Raw genomic sequence first — 17,275 nt, forward strand, 5'->3', positions numbered from 1 at the left:
TGCTTGAGTTAAGCAATAACGCAACCTTATATTTTGTTGTGTAAACTTCTGCAGGTTGAAGTCAAAATAATGAGGTGAAGGTTGTGAGTTACATGATTGTTGAACTGGCAGATTATGTGGCCCGTCTCCGGTATGAGGATCTATCCGAAAGGGCTATAGAGGTTGGTAAACAGGTGATCCTGGATGCCTACGGGAATCTGGTGTTCGGCCGTTACTCTGAAACAAGTGAGCGCATTATGGAGTATGCGCAGATGGCAGATAGCTTGAATACAAGTGAAGCTCCGGTATCGCTGATCGGTGAGGAGGAGATCCATACCAGTTCAGATACAGCGGTGTTCGTACATACGATGCTGGCACGTTGCGCAGATCTGGATGATGGATACCGCCACGCCATGGGGCATCCCGGCTCTGTGCTGGTCCCCCTCCTGCTTAGTATGGCAGAGCTGCACTGCAAGGACGGCAAACAAATGATTACGGCAATTGTGGCAGCATATGATGTGTACGCCAGGTTAGGCGAGGCGATTAATCCCTTTATGTACCGGGAACGGGGCTTTGATGCTACCGGGGTATGCGGGGCGGTCGCGGCTGCTGCTTTGGTAAGCAAATTAACGGATGCGGATACTTCCCGGACCAAGGATGCTATGGGAATTGCTTCGCTGTTCACAGGGGGATTAATAGAATATCAGAACGACGGGACTTCCGGCAAAATTCTGTGCAGCGGCTGGGCTGCTCTAACAGGGATGAGGGCTGTAAGACTGGCGGCCTGCGGATTTACCGGCCCGGATGCTGCGCTTGAAGGGAAGTATGGGTTTTTCCAGGCGTTCAAGGGTACCAGCGGTCATTGTAATACGAGTCAGGTGCTTGAAGGATTGGGCCAGAACTTCAAAATAACCAGTATCTATTTCAAACGTCATGCCTGCCAGCGCGGGCTTCATGCCACACTGGATGCCATGCTGGAAATGCGGGATAAGTATGATCTCACACCTTCGAAGATAAAATCCGTCGATGTGAGAACGTCTTCCTTCGTCTATCGTCTAAATAACCCCAAACCCAAGACAGCCATAGGAGCTCAGGCCAGCACACAGTTTACTTCAGCCGTAGCACTCAAGTATGGCCGTATGGATTCAGAGGCTTTAATTTTCAGAAGCTTTGAAGATCCTGAGATTCATGAATTGGTTCAAAAAATAACAGTCACCCAGGATGAGGAAGTACAGCAGTACTTGCATGAGAACCCGACGCATTTTTGTGCTGCACGTGTTGTGTTGACATTACATGACGGCAGTACATACGAGAAGTGGATGCCTGTTCCGCTTGGCGATACAGAAACCCCGTTCGGCTGGGAGATGCTTGAACACAAATTCAGTCAATTGATTGCAGGCACGCCGTGTGAGAGAAACGGACAGGACAGAATCAGACTGATCAAAAATCTTGAGAACACGAGCAATGCCAATATGCTCCTTCGGATCTGAATGACTTAGTGGCTTCTATTAGCTGGTCCTCAAGCAGGATAACCGCCCCCTGGCGGCGGCCACGCTCCCTGCAGACGGCGGAGCAGAACAATCTCCCCCAGATGATAGGAGTTATGAGAGGCAATGTTACGCAGAAGCCCTCCCTTGGTCTCCCCTGGAAAATGGGCTAATGGCTCATCAAGCTGGGCATTCTGAGCGATGGCAACCGCCTTATCGACTCCTTCCAGCAAATGCGAGATAGCCTCTTGAAGCTGGGACTCTTCTGCCGGGGCCTTCTCCGCAGGCCAGCTCTCCTGTACGCTTGTAGGCCGCTGAGGCTGGCCGCCCTCCAGGTGGGTCAGCATGAAATCCTGCCAGTAGCCCATATGCTTCACCAACTGATAGATGGAGTAGGGAATTCCCTCTATTGTATAACCTGCAAGCTCCAGCGTCAGATCCGGCAAGGCCCGGGCGATCGGAATATGTCCGCGTTCCCCTACCAAAGATTTCACCAGCGCTTGACCAAAAGCATGATTGGATTCAGACATCAGTAAGCTCCTCCTATTAATTGCGCGAAATATAATTTACCGAAATTCAATATATCCGGATTCTAACGCTTTGTCAATAAGCATCCGCCTGTACCTTAAACATCTGGAAGTACTGTCCCTGAAGGTCCATCAGTTCATCGTGAGGGCCAGCTTCAAGAATCCGGCCATCTTCCATATAATAGATGCAATCTGAGTCTCTTACAGAGGATAGCCGGTGCGAGATTATGATGACCGTACGGTTCATTGCAGCTTTATTCATCAATTGCATCCACTTGTATTCTGAGATGGAATCTAAAGCACTTGAGGGTTCATCTAGAATCAATACGGTATGATCTCTGTACATTGCGCGGGCCAATGCCACCTTTTGATTTTGACCGCCAGATAGAATGATCCCCTCCTCTGAGAATTCTTTGGTTAACTCAAGCTCTATCTTGCTCTTATCCTCTAGAAATAAAGAGAAATCTATGTTGTCCAATATATCCATCATTTTGTCAATCTCTTCTGCTGTAGGGTTAGACTCAAACAGAATATTCTCAATTAGTGAACAAGCATAGCTATTATGATCCTGAAACACGGTATCGAACTGAGACAGGTACTCTTGTTTGTTGAATGTTTTAATATCGGCCCCTTTAAATTCTATTGAACCTTTAGTGGCGTCGTATAAGCGCATCATCAGCTTAATTAATGTGCTTTTGCCAGCACCATTCTTACCGACAATTGCTATTTTTTCCCCTGCTTTAATGTTAATGTTTATATTTTTCAGAACATCGGACTGATTGCTATAACTAAACGATACGTTAGTCAATTGAAGAAGATAAGGTGATAAATTGGTCTGTGGAATTCTGGAATCCCCATCTGTTACCTTGTTTCTATAGTTGCAAAAGGTACGGAATCGTTCTATGTATATGTTATGCTCCTGAAATGCCTGGATTCTCTCCATAATCTTGCCGAGATTGCTGCTCATTAGCGCCACAGCTTCTTTAATCGCGATAAAATCCCCTGCGCTAAGTGTCTGGATAACTACGATTTTATATATGAGGTACAGCAGGATCAGAGTGTTATTAATATGAGTAAAGGCATCGCTCACTAAGTACAATTTCGTAAACCGGTTACTGAACTTCTTGTAGAGTTCAATTATATTTTCAACACCCTCCAGAAACAGCTCTTCAAGCACTACATGAATATTGGTGATACGAATATCTAGGGCATTCTCTCGAAGATAACTGGTCCGGAGCACATAATCCATTTTTCTTTTTTCGGGAATGATAGCATGGGTTCGCTCTATTCGGGCCTTGATCATCCTTGTTCTGACAAACGAATCTCCAAGAATAGGAATAGCAACAAACAGCAAGATTAGAGGATCACTAGTCAAAATAAAAATTCCGGAAAATGTTATGGATAAAATAGTTTGGCTTAGTTGAAATAAACTATTTAAGAAGAGAATCGGCCTTGTTGAGCTTTCTTCTACAGAGTAGATATATTGGTTGTAGTAATCCGTATCATCATAGCAATTGATGTCTACCTCATTAGCCTTCTTGAAAGCAACATGCTGAAAACCGGAAATAATGATAGGGTCAGAGCGTTTCACGTAATATTCCCAGGCAGAATCGTAAACAAGTTTAACGGTTTTGAAGCCAACTACAATCGAAACCATAATGATCATTCGGCTAATGTCAAAATTATTCATTAAAGCATCTAAGATTACTTTGATGGCATACACCTTAATGAACCAAGTGTCGAATGCGACAAATAATGCAGTAAGAATTAGGCCAGGTATTCTAATCCAGTCACATACGAAAATTGATTTCAGGTAAAATATGCTATTGCTAAGAGAAAATTTCTTGCTCATTCTATTTCACCTCCCGCCCTGTATTACAGGTACTTTTCTGCTTGAAGTTTATAGAGCTCTGAGTACTTCCCTTCTTGACTCAAAAGCTGTTCATGTGTGCCACTTTCCTTGACAGTCCCTCCATCAATCAAATAGATCTTATCCGCTGATTTGGCGGCTGTTAACCGATGGGAAATAATGATAATCGTCTTATCATGGAAATGTTCTAAAATGTGATTGAACAATTGATATTCGGCTACAGGATCTAACGAACTGGTCGGCTCATCAAGGATAATAAAATTCCTTTTACTCACAAAGATACGGGCTATAGCCATTTTTTGATATTGCCCTTTGGATAGGCTGAGTCCATCGGTACTAAATTCAGAGGTTATGCAGGTATTCAATAGTTCTTCGGGCGTACGATCCAGGTTCAAATCAACCTCATGAAGGGCTTGCCTGATTTGCTCCGCAACAGTATTTGCCGAGGTATCCGCTTTGTCCATTAGGATATTTTCCGCTACTGTACAGGTATAATATTGGAAATCCTGCTGTACTACTGAGAACTGCTTACGATACTGCTGTAGATCATGCTTCCGAATGGATTCCCCGTTGATCGTGATCTCACCCGAGTAATGGTCGTACAGACCTAGCAATAACTTGATGATAGTGCTTTTTCCTGAACCGTTTACTCCTGCCAAAGCTATCCTTTCACCTGGATTAAAACGGAGGGTTATATTTTCTAACACTTGTCTATCATTTGCTGCATATTTAAAGCTTACATTTTCGAAAGCGATAGTATTACCGTTGTTTAATGAAACAGGTAATCCTTTGCGAGATTCCACAGACTTATCCGGCTGCAAAAAGAGAAATAACTTATCTGAATACAGCTGATATTCTTTCAGTGAGGTAATGACTTCGGTCAAGCCGAATAAATAGCCCGAAAAACTATATACTGCAATTGTTATAGGAATTATATTAGCAACTGTGGTCCCGCTTTCACTGTGAATTAATGAGAATAGAAGAACTGACATGGTTCCCCAATATAAGATGACCTCCTGATTAAAAGCTCTCAGGAATTGCAGAGCGCCTGTTTTCCAGCCATACTTTTTCGTGAAGTGTAAGATTTCCTTTACAGCATTATCGTACAAATTAAACAAGATCTTCTGTATGGGATACAACCTTAGCTCTAACGCATACCTCTTCATATAAAAGGTTCTTTCAACGTATTTCGTCTTTCTATTGGGCGAGAGGATGTCCTGGTCAAACTGGTATTGTGTCTTTATTAATGTAGTATTGATTATAAAAGCAGCACAGAGCGTTAGAACTACGATGGCAACCAGCTCAACATGCATAACTCCAATGACTGTAACGGTTGCGATGATTCCTGCTACATTCGATAACAAATTAGAGATTAACAATATGCTCCCCGTCGTCCTCTTCTCAACCTGGTTGATAGCAAAGGAGAAATTGTTGAGATAAGCTGCGTTGTCCAAGTTTTTAGTATCTGTGTGCATTATCGTATGTATTAACTGTGCAACAATTTTTTTGTGAAGAATCTGCCGGGCAACGGGATCTATTTTGCTGTAATACAAGGATGTACTTATTCCCCCAAGCATGACCACGGCTTGAATGAATATAACAGGGACTATAATCTCCATAAATGATTTATTCGTGGCTAACCCGTTCAATACGACCTGGATTAGAATAACCGAACTCAAAAAGCTACAGACAACACCAAATATACTATTGAAAATTGTATAAGAGGACCAAAGTGGTATAGATTTATAGGTTAATTTCAACATCTCAGCATAGCTTTTAAGCAATTCCAAGGAAGTCCCTCCGGTTCCACTTCAGACTAAACTGTAATCTTATAATATTATTGTATTCCTTTGTTTTTTTTCAACAACCTTACAGATTATAGGCTTTCGATTAGCGCGTTCAGTAATTTGCAACACAAAAAAGCGAAACGCTTGAAGCTCCATTTCGCTTTTTGATCTCATGCTATAATGCTCCATTCCAGTTAACCCTTATAAAGTACGCAAAATCCCCAACAGCTCCTCCGACATCCTGCTTACTTCTTCTACCGAAGCATTGACCTCTTGCGTCAAAGCAGCCTGGGCTTCGGTCAAGCTGGACATGCCGTTAATGGTGCTGATAATATGGTCGATCCGGTCATTCATCTCCTGCGTAGTTTTCTCAATATTGTTCGAAGCCATCTTGCTGTGGTCTGCGAGCTTGCGCACCTCACTTGCCACAATAGAGAAGCCCCGGCCATACTCCCCCGCATGAGCAGCTTCAATGGAAGCATTCAGCCCGAGCAGACTGGTCTGATTCGAGACTTCGCTGATGAATTTGGTGATTTCTTTGGTTTCATTCGTTTTTTCTTTGACATCAACTGCAGCCTTGTAGGATTGCTCCTGGACTTCGGCGATATCCTGAGCTTGCTCTGTTACCGATACAATCCCGTGAACAATCTCGTTAATCGCAGTCAGCAAGCCTTCCATCTGCAGGTTTACCCGTCTGATTGTATCCTCTTTATTGATTTCCTGCGTAATATCACGAATCGTTCCTGCTACCCGCAGAGGGATGCCCTGCTCGTCCCGGATCGTTTCACCGCCTGCGTGGTACCAGCGGTACTCGCCATTTTTGGAGCGCAACCGGTAGTTCACTGTATAGTCCGTTTGCCCGGTGTAATCATTCAGATGATTGGCGAAGGCATCCAGCGTGGGCTGAAGATCTTCGGGGTGCAGCTGGTTGCTCCAGCTGCTTAACAGGTTCGGGAAATCATGCTCACCTTCAAAACCAATCGTTCTGCGGAACTGCTCCGACCACCAGAACTCATTATCCGGGTTGACCGGATCGCCTGCGATAACCACCATATCCCAAGGGGCTTCCACCAAGGCACGGTTCACCAGATCATAGCGGACCACCAATGCGCTTAGCTCGTCCTGCTTGATTTTTTTATCATGAATATCCAGCAATGCTCCAGCTACCATAATAGGTGATCCGTCAGCGGCACGTACGGTTGTACCCGTCGCCTGGAACCATTTGTACTCGCCTGCTTTCATCTTGAGCCGATACTCGATGTCGTATTTGATCGTTCCCGTCCGGTCCAGCATATGATCCGCGAACAGCTGCAGTACGCCCTCTTTATCCTCGGGATGAAGGCAATTGGACCAGCTCTCCAGCACATTGGGGAAATCATGCTCATCCGTATAGCCGATCATCCGGCGCAGCTCATCTGTCCACCTGAACTCATTGTTCGGATTCACCGGATCTCCCTCATATACATCCATCTCCCACAGGGAGATCTCAATCGCTTCAGTGATCATCTCCAACCGAACCTTATAATAGTCCTCACGCTTATGTATCACGGACGTTAGTCGCGTTAACAATGCTTGCAGTTGATCAGGAACTGCGGCAGAATAGGTATCGGCTTGCTCTTCTTCCTTGCGTTCAGCCCGCTCCACGTAGTCTCTAAGTAAGTCGATCAGCTGATGGTCTGCTTGGGGTGGCGCACCTGCGTGTGTGTTTCCTTTGAATCTGTTCAGAATTGGCATGTTCTCTCAGTTCTCCTCATCTCATGGTGTGCGCTGCTTGGGAAAGCTAGATTGAGTATATAACAGGCCTGAACTTTTATATATAAATTTATAGTTAAAATTTAATATAAAACAGCGGCAGAATAAGACTTGACAAAAGTCTCAGGCTGCCGCTGTTATTTGACTGACGTTTAGTGGTTTCCCGTTAAGTTAGTTCACTTGTATGCTTTTCAATATTTCATTGAATTCCGCCTTGGCCTGTTGGATAATCTTCGCTGGAGAAGCTGACACCAGGGTATAGATTTCATTATTTTTCTCGAATAGAATCATTTGAAAAATGAGCTTTTCATCTGTATCGTTCAAAGTATAGGTCAACTGCTTCGCATTGATTTTCCCTGCTTTTACAGACTGTTCCGTGATTTTCGATGCATTCTTGTCCGTTATATCTTTTTTGACGAGGCTAATATATTGTTCAAAGTTCATATCTAATTCACTCTTACTATAATGGCTAATAATCAGCATACTCTTCTCGGGTGAGATCAAGAACAACTGGCGATCTGCTGCATTCTCGACAGAAGAAGTTACGTCGCTCCAATCACTGTAGCCTGTGACTTGGATTTTTTTATCCTTGGTTGTAAAAGGCTGCTTCGTAGATATTGTGACAGTCTGAATCTCCGCGAGCCAGTTCACCTTCGCATCCACGGCTTCGCCGATGAAACGCAATGGAACGTAAGTGCTTCCCTTGATGTTAGTAGGGGCTACGGTCAGTTTTTTCTGATTGCCATTAATCTCAGCAGTAGTAGAACCCAGCTTAAGCTTGATCAGAGCACCCGGTTTGCTTCCTTTAATCGTTTGCGTTTTGGAATCCCATTCAACCTTCAGCCCCAATGCTTCAAAAATAGCGCGGAACGGAACCATGACTGATCCATTTTGCCGGATGGGTGGAGCTTGGAATGTCATACGCTCGCCATTCAAATGCACCATGATTTCGTCAGGATTTGAAGGTGCGGGTTCATTGGTCTCTTCATCAAGCACTTCGACGCCTTTGGCAGCGAGCTTGGTCAGGATTTTCTGTGCACCTGCATTCAGAGGATTATTGCTGATGGAAACCTCCTTAAGCTTCGGAAGAGTGGTTAAGACACTAATGTCCTCGACCAGATTGTTCTCAAAGTAGACATGCTCCAGCTCCGGGTGATTTCTTAACGGTTCAAGAGACTGGATTTGGTTATCATTTATGATTAACCAGTTCAGCTTAACCAATGATTGAATGGGAGTCAGATCCTTAAGCTGATTATTGCCGATTAACAGATCGGTTAGATGGGTCAATCCTGACAGTGCATCAAGCTTCTCTATGTTGTTCGAATCAAGATTAAGCTGCTCCAGCTGGGTCAACTCCTGCAGCGGCTCCAGCCCAGTAATCTGATTGTCGTTCAGAGCCAGGAAGGTGACATTATGTAGATTTTGAAGGGGCTCAATGTTGGTAATGCCCAGCCCTGGGAGCATTAAGCTTTTCATATTAACAGCGAGCTCTAGTCCGCTTAGACTGTTAATTTTCTGCTCAGGATCTTTAGGATAGAGGGATGTTAGGGTCTGCAGATCTTCTTTGGTAAGGGGAGCGGCCGGCTTCTTCAGCTCGACACGAATCGCCTGTTCCAGATTCTTGTCTGAGATGAGAGCGGCTTCTGCAAATACGGATGGAATAGAAATGAAGCATAGCAGGAAAGCAAGTACAGTGGTTGATACCAGTTTGATCGTCTTACACAAAATAAATTCACTCCTTGAAATGTCATAAGGACTAGATTCGACATTTCTCTACCATTACCTTTAAAGAAGCTTACGGGATAGTAGTTGGAGTAAGGGCATTTAATTTTTCATATTTTCTACTGAGGAGCGAGACTGAAGCAATTTAGTTGTACAATTTCCACTTACTTCCTCCGTTTCTGCCAAAACCAACTGAACAAGATACGTTTATCCACCTACTTGCTGCCAGGTATCATCTACTAAAAAGGCACCCCGCTGACGGGGCACCTTACGTTGGATATATGATTATAGCCATTTGAGCTAGGTGGGAGTGGTGGGGCATGTGTGCTTAATCCTCCAGCTCCTCCGGGGTCCAGTGCAGCTGTACGCCGAGCGCAATCAATTGCTGCTGATAGGCTTCTAGATGTTCCGCTGATTCCCTGACTGCCGAGGGTTCGACCTGCTGCCTGATGGCATAGGCCGCGAGGGTGCCCGCCGCTTCGCCGATATTCCATTCGGTCGGATGCAAGCGATAGCAGCCGTTCGCAATCCGGGTCATGGATATGTTCTTGCAGGCCGGAAGCAGGTTCTTGACCCGCACCGGGATCAATGATCCGAGAGGAATCTCATAAGGATGATTCGGGATATAAAAGGTGCGCTGGCTCACTGTCGTGGGATGAAGATCCAGATGATAGCTGCCTACCCCTACGCTGTCCTCATAGCGCTTAGGCCCGGCCGGTCCGCGAAGTTCCTTGCTGACATCCTGCTCCGCTATCGTGTACAGCCCGCGGATGCGCCGGGATTCCCGGACATAGGGGGCTTTGGCCAGTCCATCCTCCGTGCCGAGCACATCGCCGCGCAGCCGTACACCCGGGTAGCCCTTCCCGCCGTCCAGGCGGGGCGCTTCGGTTTGAAGCCAGTACACGAGCGAGAGGGTGAGCTGCCGTGCTCCCTCCAAATGCCGCTCCCGTTCCTCCGGCGATACGCCGATAATTGGCCCGGCATAGTAATCGTTCAGCGCCCAATTCAGCAGAGTGACTTCGCCGTCATTCAGCGGCTCCGTCCAGATGGCCGGGTCTACGATCCGCCGGTAATCCCACAGGGAAACAATCCCCTGCTCATTCGGGAACATCGTGAACTGCTTCAGCTTGGTCGTATCGTCAGCATCGGAAGCGAACCAGCTTAAGATCGGATACTGCGAGAACGAGGGGATATATTCGCGCCAGTAATCATAATCTCTTGGACGCGGGATTGTATAGTCTCCACCCGGCACATAGTCCACCGCAGCCACGTGGGTAATCGACTGCATGTCGAGCGGGTCCTGGACCTCCAGGGCGTGCGGCTCCCCTGTCTCGCTGCGGGCTTCAGCGCCGCTGACATGCTCCACTCCGGCCAGCGGCAGCAGATCGCCACACTCCGTGGCATCCAGATAGTAGGCTCCCCGCAGCCTGATCAGGTCACTGCCTGTTCCCTGCCGAACGGTGACACCAGTAACATAGTCCCCTTCCGTATCGGCCGCGACTGGCACCGTATGATAGAGTACCTCAATCCGTCCAGTGTTCACATACGGGGCCAGCATCTCATGAAGTACCGCCAGCGCGACCTTCGGCTCATGCGCCAGACGGCTGACCCATCCGTTGCCGGGGTTCAGTATCGGGTCCCTCTTCGCAGCCTCCGTAAGCGGATAATTCCGCCTGTAGTACTCCCTGACCCTGCTGCGGAACTCCCGGTAAGACGCGGTACTGCCCGATTCCTCAATCCAGCGGTGCTCATCCGGCGGCACGGCCTGGGAGGTCAATTGCCCGCCGAGCCAGTCCGTCTCCTCTGTCACAAGCACACGCAGCCCGGCTTTGGCTGCGGCCAGTGCCGCCGCCGTTCCTCCAAGGCCGCCGCCGATAATTATTACATCCGAACGCTTCTCCTGTCCGCCAGCCATCTCTCCATCTCCTCCCTGCATCAGCAGTTAGATCTGTCTTTCGCCTTCGTCCCGGAGCAGCCGCTCCAGCGCCAGCCGGGCCGCGCCAAAGCAGCCTGCCCGGTTGCCCAGCTCTGCCGGCACGATCCGGGCGGCCAAACTGCCGCCCGCCTGCCCGGCCAGCAGCGGCCACCAGACCGCGCGGCTCTGAATGACCCCGCCGCCGATAACAATCAGCTCGGGGTCTACCGCCGCCCCGATATTAGCTGTCACCAGCGCCAGATCCGCTGTGAAGCGCGTAAGCACCGCCAGCGCTGCCGCGTCGCCCTGCTCCGCCGCCGCCATAATCTCCCGCCCGTGCGCATACGCCCGGCCGGTCTCCTCCTGTGCCAGCCGCAGCAGCGCCTGGCCGGACACATATTGCTCCGCGCAGCCGCGCTTGCCGCAATTACAGGGGCGGCCTCCCGGCACCAGCACGCTGTGCCCCCAGTCGCCACCGCTCCAGGCGGCTCCGCGCAGCAGCCGGCCTTCCGCCAGATTCGCCCCGCCGACCCCGGTGCCCAGGGTCAGCATGACCAGGCTCGACCTGCCGCGTCCCGCGCCCTGCCAGGCCTCACCCAGCAGCGCCGCGTTGGCATCGTTATCGGCCGCCGCAGGCCGTCCGAACGCAGTCTCTGCCCACTGCGTAAGCTGCATCCCCTGCCAGCCTGGCAGATTATCGGTGGCGTAGACCACCTCGCCAGTATCTGCGTTCACCCTGCCCGCCGAGCCAATCCCCAGCACTTCCACGGCAGGATGCTCCGCCAGCAGTTCCTCCACCAGACTGTGGAGCTGGCCGAGAATAACCTCCCGGCCCAGCCGGGCCTCCGTGTCGCGCCCGGCTTCCGCCAGAATCGTCCCCGTTTCATCGGTCACAAGCCCCTTGATGCCTGTCCCCCCGATATCCACGCCTATGACTTGCCGCATTCGCGCCACCTCCACTACTGCGTCTGTACCATACGGTAACGGATCATCCATCCTTATAGGAAAGGTACCGTTTTAGCGCTAAAGTGTCAGCTCTTAAGTGACACCTCATTGGTCTCCATTCACCTGCTGTCTGACAGCATACAGCATGATCCATGAGGAGCAAATACACTTGTAATCGGTTTTTCAATTACATCTGGCCGTCCGCCCTCTCACGAGCGCATTGTAATCGGTTTTTCGATTACATTCGGCCGTCCGCCCTCTCGCAAGCACATTGTAATCGGTTTTTCGATTACATCTGGCCGTCCGTCCTTTCGCGAGCGCATTGTAATTTCACTATCTCTTCATTTCTCCCAGTCGTTTCATTTCTCCCTACCGCTTCATTTCCCCCGCACCCTAATAAATACGGTCAATAACCGCCCGGGCGGTCAGCTCTTTCATCCGTTTCGTCTCTTCGGCATGAAGCTGCTCCAGCCCTTGGCAGAGCAGGTCGATAATGAACAGCTGCGAGACCTTGGCCCCTACGGAGCCGCCTTCCAGCGGCGATTCCTTCCCGGCCGTCAGCAGCACAATGTCGGCAATCGAAGCGATGGGGGACTTGGCATAGTTAGTCATGGCAATGACTTTGGCCCCGTTCTGCTTGGCCTTCATCAGCATGTCATTCGTATCCAGTGTGCTGCCTGATACACTGATGCCAAAAGCCACATCGCCCGCCCCCATCGTCACCGCCATCATCGACTGAATATGACTGTCGGAATTGGCTTCGACACGCCGCCCGATCCGCAGGAAGCGGTTCTTGGCGTCCAGTGCCGTGATCCCGGAAGAGCCTACGCCGAAGAACTGGACATACCGGGCCTGATCCAGAGCCTCCACTGCCCGCTGCAGCTGCTCCCGGTCCAGCATACCCAGGCTGGATTGCAGCACACCAACCATCAGGGCATACAGATGGTCAGCGTAATCTCCCTCGCCAGCCCCCTGTTCGCCGTCCGCCAGAGTCTGCCGTTTCGGCAGGCCCTGGGCCAGCATCAGCTTGAAATCCTGATAGCCCTTGAAGCCGATTTTGCGGCAGAAGCGCATCACTGTGGTCTCGCCCGTTCCGGCGAAGTCGGCCAGCTCAGTCACAGACAGATAGATCAGATTATCCGGATGCTCAAGCACACACCGGGCTACCTTTTGCTCAGACTTGGTCATGGACGGGTAATACGTGTTGATCCGGTCATTCATTTCCATTAAGGTTCATCCTCACTTTTCTCGCCGCTGCTGCGAACGGCCGGGTGATCAGCTGCGGCCGGGTAATTGCGGAGCCTACCACCACCGCATAGGCCCCCAGCTCCAGCGCTGCCTCCACTTGGGCGGGCTGGCTGATCCGGCCTTCGGCAATGACCGGAATCTTCAGCCGCTGTGCAGCCTGCTCCAGCAGCTCCAGATTCGGCCCTTCCTGCTGGCGGGAATACGGTGTATATCCCGACAAGGTGGTCGAGACGCAGCTGACTCCAAGCGACTCAGCGTATAGCGCTTCCTCCAGAGTGGAGATATCTGCCATGGAAGCCGCCGGGCTTGCGTTCAGCAGATCTATGATTTGCTCCAGCGTACAATTCCCCGGCCGGGTCTGCCGGGTCCCGTCAAAAGCTATAATATCCGCCCCCGCTTCCAGCAGCTCCTCAGTCTCTCTAAGCGTAGGGGTAATATAGACGGCGGAATCCGGGTAATTGCGCTTCACGATGCCGATCACCGGCAGCGCAACTGCCTGCTTGATCGCCCGCACATCTGCCGCCCCGTTCGCCCGGATGGCGATGGCTCCGCCTTCCGTTGCCGCTACCGCCATCCGGGCCATAATCTCCGGCCCGTGCAGCGGCTCGTCAGGCAGCGCCTGGCAGGATACAATCAGCCCCAGATGCAGGCTTTCCAGTATATTTTTGCTCAGGGTCCCCACCCTCTCTCCTTATATTATATATAAATTGAACTTGCTACCGCTTCTACAGCTCCATAATCCCCTTGATCACTCTTCCCCGTTTGCATTGTTCAATTCCAATTTATATCATCCGCCTGCCCTCACGATGGCACATACTGCACACTTAAGCCCACCTCAAACATCCGGTTCCAAGGCATATAGCAATCGGTAATCTTAACGCTCCCTGATGGACTGTCAATCCGAACAGCCAACTCCTCACTCAGCCGTTCCTGCACACGGGCAGCCACGCGCCCGCGCGGTCCGTCCAGTTCGTATTTACCATAACCCATCTCCTGCACAGGGCCATCACTAAGCTCTCCGCGCACTACTGAACAATAGCATACATCTTCGGCATAGCGGAGCGCCAGGAAATCCAGATGGCCTGTTGTACGTCCGTAGATCAGATAGAGCATAGCCTGCGAGATTACAGTTCCAAGTGAGTTGGAGCTGGTATTCCAGGCGGCGTATCCGGCCAGATCGAACAGCAGATTCTTGTGCCGCAGCATCTTGACCAGCTTCTGGTCACCGCCATTAGCATACCCGACATCTGCTACAGCCACAGGTATCTTGTGGTCACGAAGCAGGTAGTTCCCGTACTCCACCAGCTCCATCAGATTCCGGTAGATATCATAGCTGAAGTAAGCATGATGCTGCGATACCGCCTCCGCCATCGTCTCCCCCGGTGTGCTGACCAGCAGAACCAGGTCTGCCTCGGCAGCACTGGATGCGATCAGCCCGCCGGCGGCCAGGATCTGATACTTCAGCGTCTCGTAGAAAAAGCGGTCCTCGAACAGCGGCGTCACAAACGCCCCCTGCACAGCGGACAAACGCGGGTAGATCATCGGCCTCCGCCCTTCGGCCATGTTCATCATCCGGGCAAGCAGTGTGCAGCCCACCTCATCCGCCCCCGGATACATATAGACCTTAAGCTCCAGATCAAGCGCCGTGATCCGAGACCGCACCTTCTCCTGGTCCTTGGCGGTATGTCCGTACGGAGCCGAGTCATCCTGCGGCACAATCATGAAGTCGATTACCCCGTCCCGTACCAGCTCCAGCGTCTGCTTATTCGCTTCAATATTAATCGCCCGGCGGCCGAGATAATCCTGGAGTACCTCTGCCGGGAGCCGGAGATCGATATCGGCCAGCTCACGGATCTCCTCATCCGTGGCAATGCCCAGCTCCAGCCGGTGGCCAATGAAGCCCTTACGGAAGATCTCCCGGCCCCAGTCCGCATAATAATCCGGCTCCTCATCCGAGAGGGAGTACTGCGGACAACGCATAATCAGCTGGAATGCATACAGCTTCAGCTGCGGATAACGCCGCCGGATCTCCCGCAGCCGCTCCAGGCGCGCAGCCAGCACTTCAAGCTCCAGCTGATGCAGCCGCGAGGGAATAATGCCGCCGTAGAGCAGCGTATCCAGCGCGACCACCGCCCCGTCCGCCCCTTCACAGGCAGCCTCGAACCAGGACCACAGCCGCTCAACATCACCCGGACGTTTCTTCAGGCCCATAATCCCCGCGGGCGGACGCTCTACCCTATAATCTGTTCCCTGAGCCAGCAAATAAGGGAATTCATAATTGCAGGGCCGCTCATCCAGCGGAACCAGTATCAGCTTATAGTGCTTAGTCATGTCCGTCCTCCTCCTTTGTCTCCGTCTTCATCTCGGGCAGCTCAATCCCCAGCGCCTCAGCCGCACGCACGGCCGGATCACTGCCGAGCCGTACACCATAACTGCGGCAGCGCTCCAGGCACTTAAGCACATCTTTCCCAGCCAGCGTCTCCTGCGTATTCTCCGTTTGCCTGCGCACAGCCCGCCACAGCGCAGCATCCGCTATCGCCCGTCGCAGCCATGGACCTGCTTCATCGATAAACTTGGCATTGTCTAAGCCGCCAAGCCGCACGGCCGTCTGCTCCAGCCGGCTGAAATAAGCATCCAACCGCTCCAGATCGCGCTCCGCCAGCGCATCATCCAGCTCCGGGTAGCCGCCGGAATACAGGCGGCTGTTCAGATTTTGGCGGCAGAAGAACATCATGTCCTCCGCAAGCTCTCCGGCGAATTCACGCACGGACAGCTCCCAGGACAGCTCCGGCATGTAGCGCTCGCTGTTCCACATATAATGGGCCATCGTGTTAAGCGTGATCTTGGAGCATTCCCACTGATTCATCGGATTGGCAACGACTGCTGTATGCCCGTACCTGCCGAGCCGGGAGCTGCGCCCGCGCACCGGATCAAGGAACAGCCGGTCCTTATCGCAGTCATTCACCGGAATATTGTCCCACAGCCACAGCTCATGCCCGTAATAGCCATGGTTATCCTCTGCATGCCCTCGGCCAATCTCCGGGGCGAAGACGAAATATCCGGTCCAGAACACTTTGACAGCAGGATGAAGCTGCTCCCGGATATCCTTCTTGTACTCCGTATTCCAATACGACCAATATTCGGATGGACACATCGCCAGGGTGAAGTGCGGCAGACATCCGGCTAAGTAATCATAGACCCGGTTCGTCACATAAGCATGGGCGGTCCCGGAGCGCTCCAGGAACTGCTTGTTGTCTCCTTGGAGCACATAATCTATGTCATCCATCAGCATTGCGAAATGCCGCACTCCAATCGCGATCATTGCAGCAAGCTTCTCCTCCAGCTTCGCGAAGTCGCCTTGGCTGCGGAATTCCAGATCATTTCCAGGACTAATACAATAGTAGAAATCCACCAGATGCTTGTCGCATTCCTGCTTAAGTTCATGTATCCTGGTGAACACCTCGTCCGGGTACGGCTCACGCCACAGCTTCCGGTGATAAGGGTCATCCTTCGGCGCGTACATGAAGGCGTTCATCCGGTGCCCGCTCATATATCTGACCGAATCCAGCCGGTCTGCGAAGCTCCATGGCACGCCATAGAAGCCTTCAATAATCCCCCGCACCGGAAAAGAAGGCTCATCCGCCACCGTAACCACCGGAAGGCGGCAATAATCTTCCTCCACGGTAAGGAGCATTGTCAGCGCATCCAGCCCGTACTTCAGCCCCCGCCGGTTAGACGCAGCAACAACAAGCTTCGCGTCCTCTCCAATCATAAGCCGATAGCCGTCCGCATCCAGCCCGGCGTCATACTCCAGCATCAGCTGCGCATTGCCTTTATCGGCGGTGGCTACGCCCGGTCCCGCCGGTTCCAGAATTACGATGTCTCCGCCTTCTTCAAGCAGACCGTGGACATCCTGATTCATCGCATACCGCGAAGTCAGCTCACAGCGCAGCTGCGGGCCCTCTACCACCAGCTCTTTCCCTTGCGTATAATAGTCGCGGAACAGATATTGGCAGTCCCGTAACGAAATTCCCATTGAGTTA

Annotated in this window: 12 protein-coding genes; 1 reads left to right on the plus strand and 11 read right to left on the minus strand. The window is 51.0% G+C overall.

The annotated features are described in order from the left end of the window. Nucleotides 1–92 precede the first annotated feature (92 nt). Nucleotides 93–1,469 (plus strand): MmgE/PrpD family protein, encoded by a 1,377-nt coding sequence (locus MKX42_RS17470; protein WP_340757715.1) that lies wholly within the window; start codon nucleotides 93–95, stop codon nucleotides 1,467–1,469. 29 nt (nucleotides 1,470–1,498) lie between these two features. On the opposite strand, the gene MKX42_RS17475 is transcribed toward MKX42_RS17470, so the two are convergent. The 11 genes from MKX42_RS17475 to MKX42_RS17525 all read right to left on the minus strand — a co-directional run bounded on the left by MKX42_RS17475 (nucleotide 1,499) and on the right by MKX42_RS17525 (nucleotide 17,268). Beyond that, entirely contained in the window at nucleotides 1,499–1,996 is a 498-nt protein-coding gene (locus MKX42_RS17475; protein WP_340753602.1) for a DinB family protein, read from the minus strand. A 73-nt stretch (nucleotides 1,997–2,069) separates the two neighbouring features. Continuing rightward, nucleotides 2,070–3,845: an ABC transporter ATP-binding protein gene (locus MKX42_RS17480; protein ID WP_340753603.1), complete on the minus strand. Its 1,776-nt coding sequence runs from the start codon at nucleotides 3,843–3,845 to the stop codon at nucleotides 2,070–2,072. Nucleotides 3,846–3,868: 23 nt separating this feature from the next. Further along, nucleotides 3,869–5,653, minus strand: a complete 1,785-nt coding sequence (locus MKX42_RS17485) for an ABC transporter ATP-binding protein (RefSeq protein ID WP_340753604.1) — start codon at nucleotides 5,651–5,653, stop codon at nucleotides 3,869–3,871. Nucleotides 5,654–5,851: 198 nt separating this feature from the next. Beyond that, nucleotides 5,852–7,384: a methyl-accepting chemotaxis protein gene (locus MKX42_RS17490; protein ID WP_340753605.1), complete on the minus strand. Its 1,533-nt coding sequence runs from the start codon at nucleotides 7,382–7,384 to the stop codon at nucleotides 5,852–5,854. 189 nt (nucleotides 7,385–7,573) lie between these two features. After that, on the minus strand, nucleotides 7,574–9,127 hold the full coding sequence (locus MKX42_RS17495) for a stalk domain-containing protein (RefSeq protein ID WP_340753606.1): 1,554 nt from the start codon (nucleotides 9,125–9,127) through the stop codon (nucleotides 7,574–7,576). Nucleotides 9,128–9,452: 325 nt separating this feature from the next. Beyond that, nucleotides 9,453–11,039: an FAD-dependent oxidoreductase gene (locus tag MKX42_RS17500; RefSeq protein WP_340753607.1), complete on the minus strand. Its 1,587-nt coding sequence runs from the start codon at nucleotides 11,037–11,039 to the stop codon at nucleotides 9,453–9,455. A gap of 27 nt (nucleotides 11,040–11,066) precedes the next feature. Next, on the minus strand, nucleotides 11,067–11,984 hold the full coding sequence (locus MKX42_RS17505; RefSeq protein WP_340753608.1) for an ROK family protein: 918 nt from the start codon (nucleotides 11,982–11,984) through the stop codon (nucleotides 11,067–11,069). Between the two features lie 393 nt (nucleotides 11,985–12,377). Next, nucleotides 12,378–13,211, minus strand: coding sequence for a MurR/RpiR family transcriptional regulator (locus tag MKX42_RS17510; protein ID WP_340753609.1), 834 nt, complete (start codon nucleotides 13,209–13,211; stop codon nucleotides 12,378–12,380). Beyond that, nucleotides 13,198–13,905 (minus strand): N-acetylmannosamine-6-phosphate 2-epimerase, encoded by a 708-nt coding sequence (locus MKX42_RS17515; RefSeq protein ID WP_340757716.1) that lies wholly within the window; start codon nucleotides 13,903–13,905, stop codon nucleotides 13,198–13,200. The genes MKX42_RS17510 and MKX42_RS17515 overlap by 14 nt, the downstream gene beginning before the upstream one ends. A gap of 128 nt (nucleotides 13,906–14,033) precedes the next feature. Further along, nucleotides 14,034–15,563 (minus strand): DUF4127 family protein, encoded by a 1,530-nt coding sequence (locus MKX42_RS17520; protein ID WP_340753610.1) that lies wholly within the window; start codon nucleotides 15,561–15,563, stop codon nucleotides 14,034–14,036. Further along, a complete protein-coding gene (locus tag MKX42_RS17525; protein ID WP_340753611.1) occupies nucleotides 15,556–17,268 on the minus strand; it encodes a protein O-GlcNAcase in 1,713 nt (570 codons plus the stop codon). Before MKX42_RS17525 ends, MKX42_RS17520 begins: the two co-directional genes overlap by 8 nt. Between the last annotated feature and the right edge of the window lie 7 nt (nucleotides 17,269–17,275).

Origin of the sequence: Paenibacillus sp. FSL R7-0204 (assembly GCF_038002225.1) — a bacterium.
GTDB lineage: Bacteria > Bacillota > Bacilli > Paenibacillales > Paenibacillaceae > Paenibacillus_AQ.

Excerpts from the sequence above, each read along its gene's own strand:
- MKX42_RS17510 (WP_340753609.1), bottom strand. The coding sequence starts at position 13,211 with ATGGAAATGAATGACCGGATCAACACGTATTACCCGTCCATGACCAAG.
- MKX42_RS17520 (WP_340753610.1), bottom strand. The coding sequence starts at position 15,563 with ATGACTAAGCACTATAAGCTGATACTGGTTCCGCTGGATGAGCGGCCC.
- MKX42_RS17490 (WP_340753605.1), bottom strand. The coding sequence starts at position 7,384 with ATGCCAATTCTGAACAGATTCAAAGGAAACACACACGCAGGTGCGCCA.
- MKX42_RS17505 (WP_340753608.1), bottom strand. The coding sequence starts at position 11,984 with ATGCGGCAAGTCATAGGCGTGGATATCGGGGGGACAGGCATCAAGGGG.
- MKX42_RS17500 (WP_340753607.1), bottom strand. The coding sequence starts at position 11,039 with ATGGCTGGCGGACAGGAGAAGCGTTCGGATGTAATAATTATCGGCGGC.
- MKX42_RS17480 (WP_340753603.1), bottom strand. The coding sequence starts at position 3,845 with ATGAGCAAGAAATTTTCTCTTAGCAATAGCATATTTTACCTGAAATCA.
- MKX42_RS17525 (WP_340753611.1), bottom strand. The coding sequence starts at position 17,268 with ATGGGAATTTCGTTACGGGACTGCCAATATCTGTTCCGCGACTATTAT.
- MKX42_RS17470 (WP_340757715.1), top strand. The coding sequence starts at position 93 with ATGATTGTTGAACTGGCAGATTATGTGGCCCGTCTCCGGTATGAGGAT.
- MKX42_RS17475 (WP_340753602.1), bottom strand. The coding sequence starts at position 1,996 with ATGTCTGAATCCAATCATGCTTTTGGTCAAGCGCTGGTGAAATCTTTG.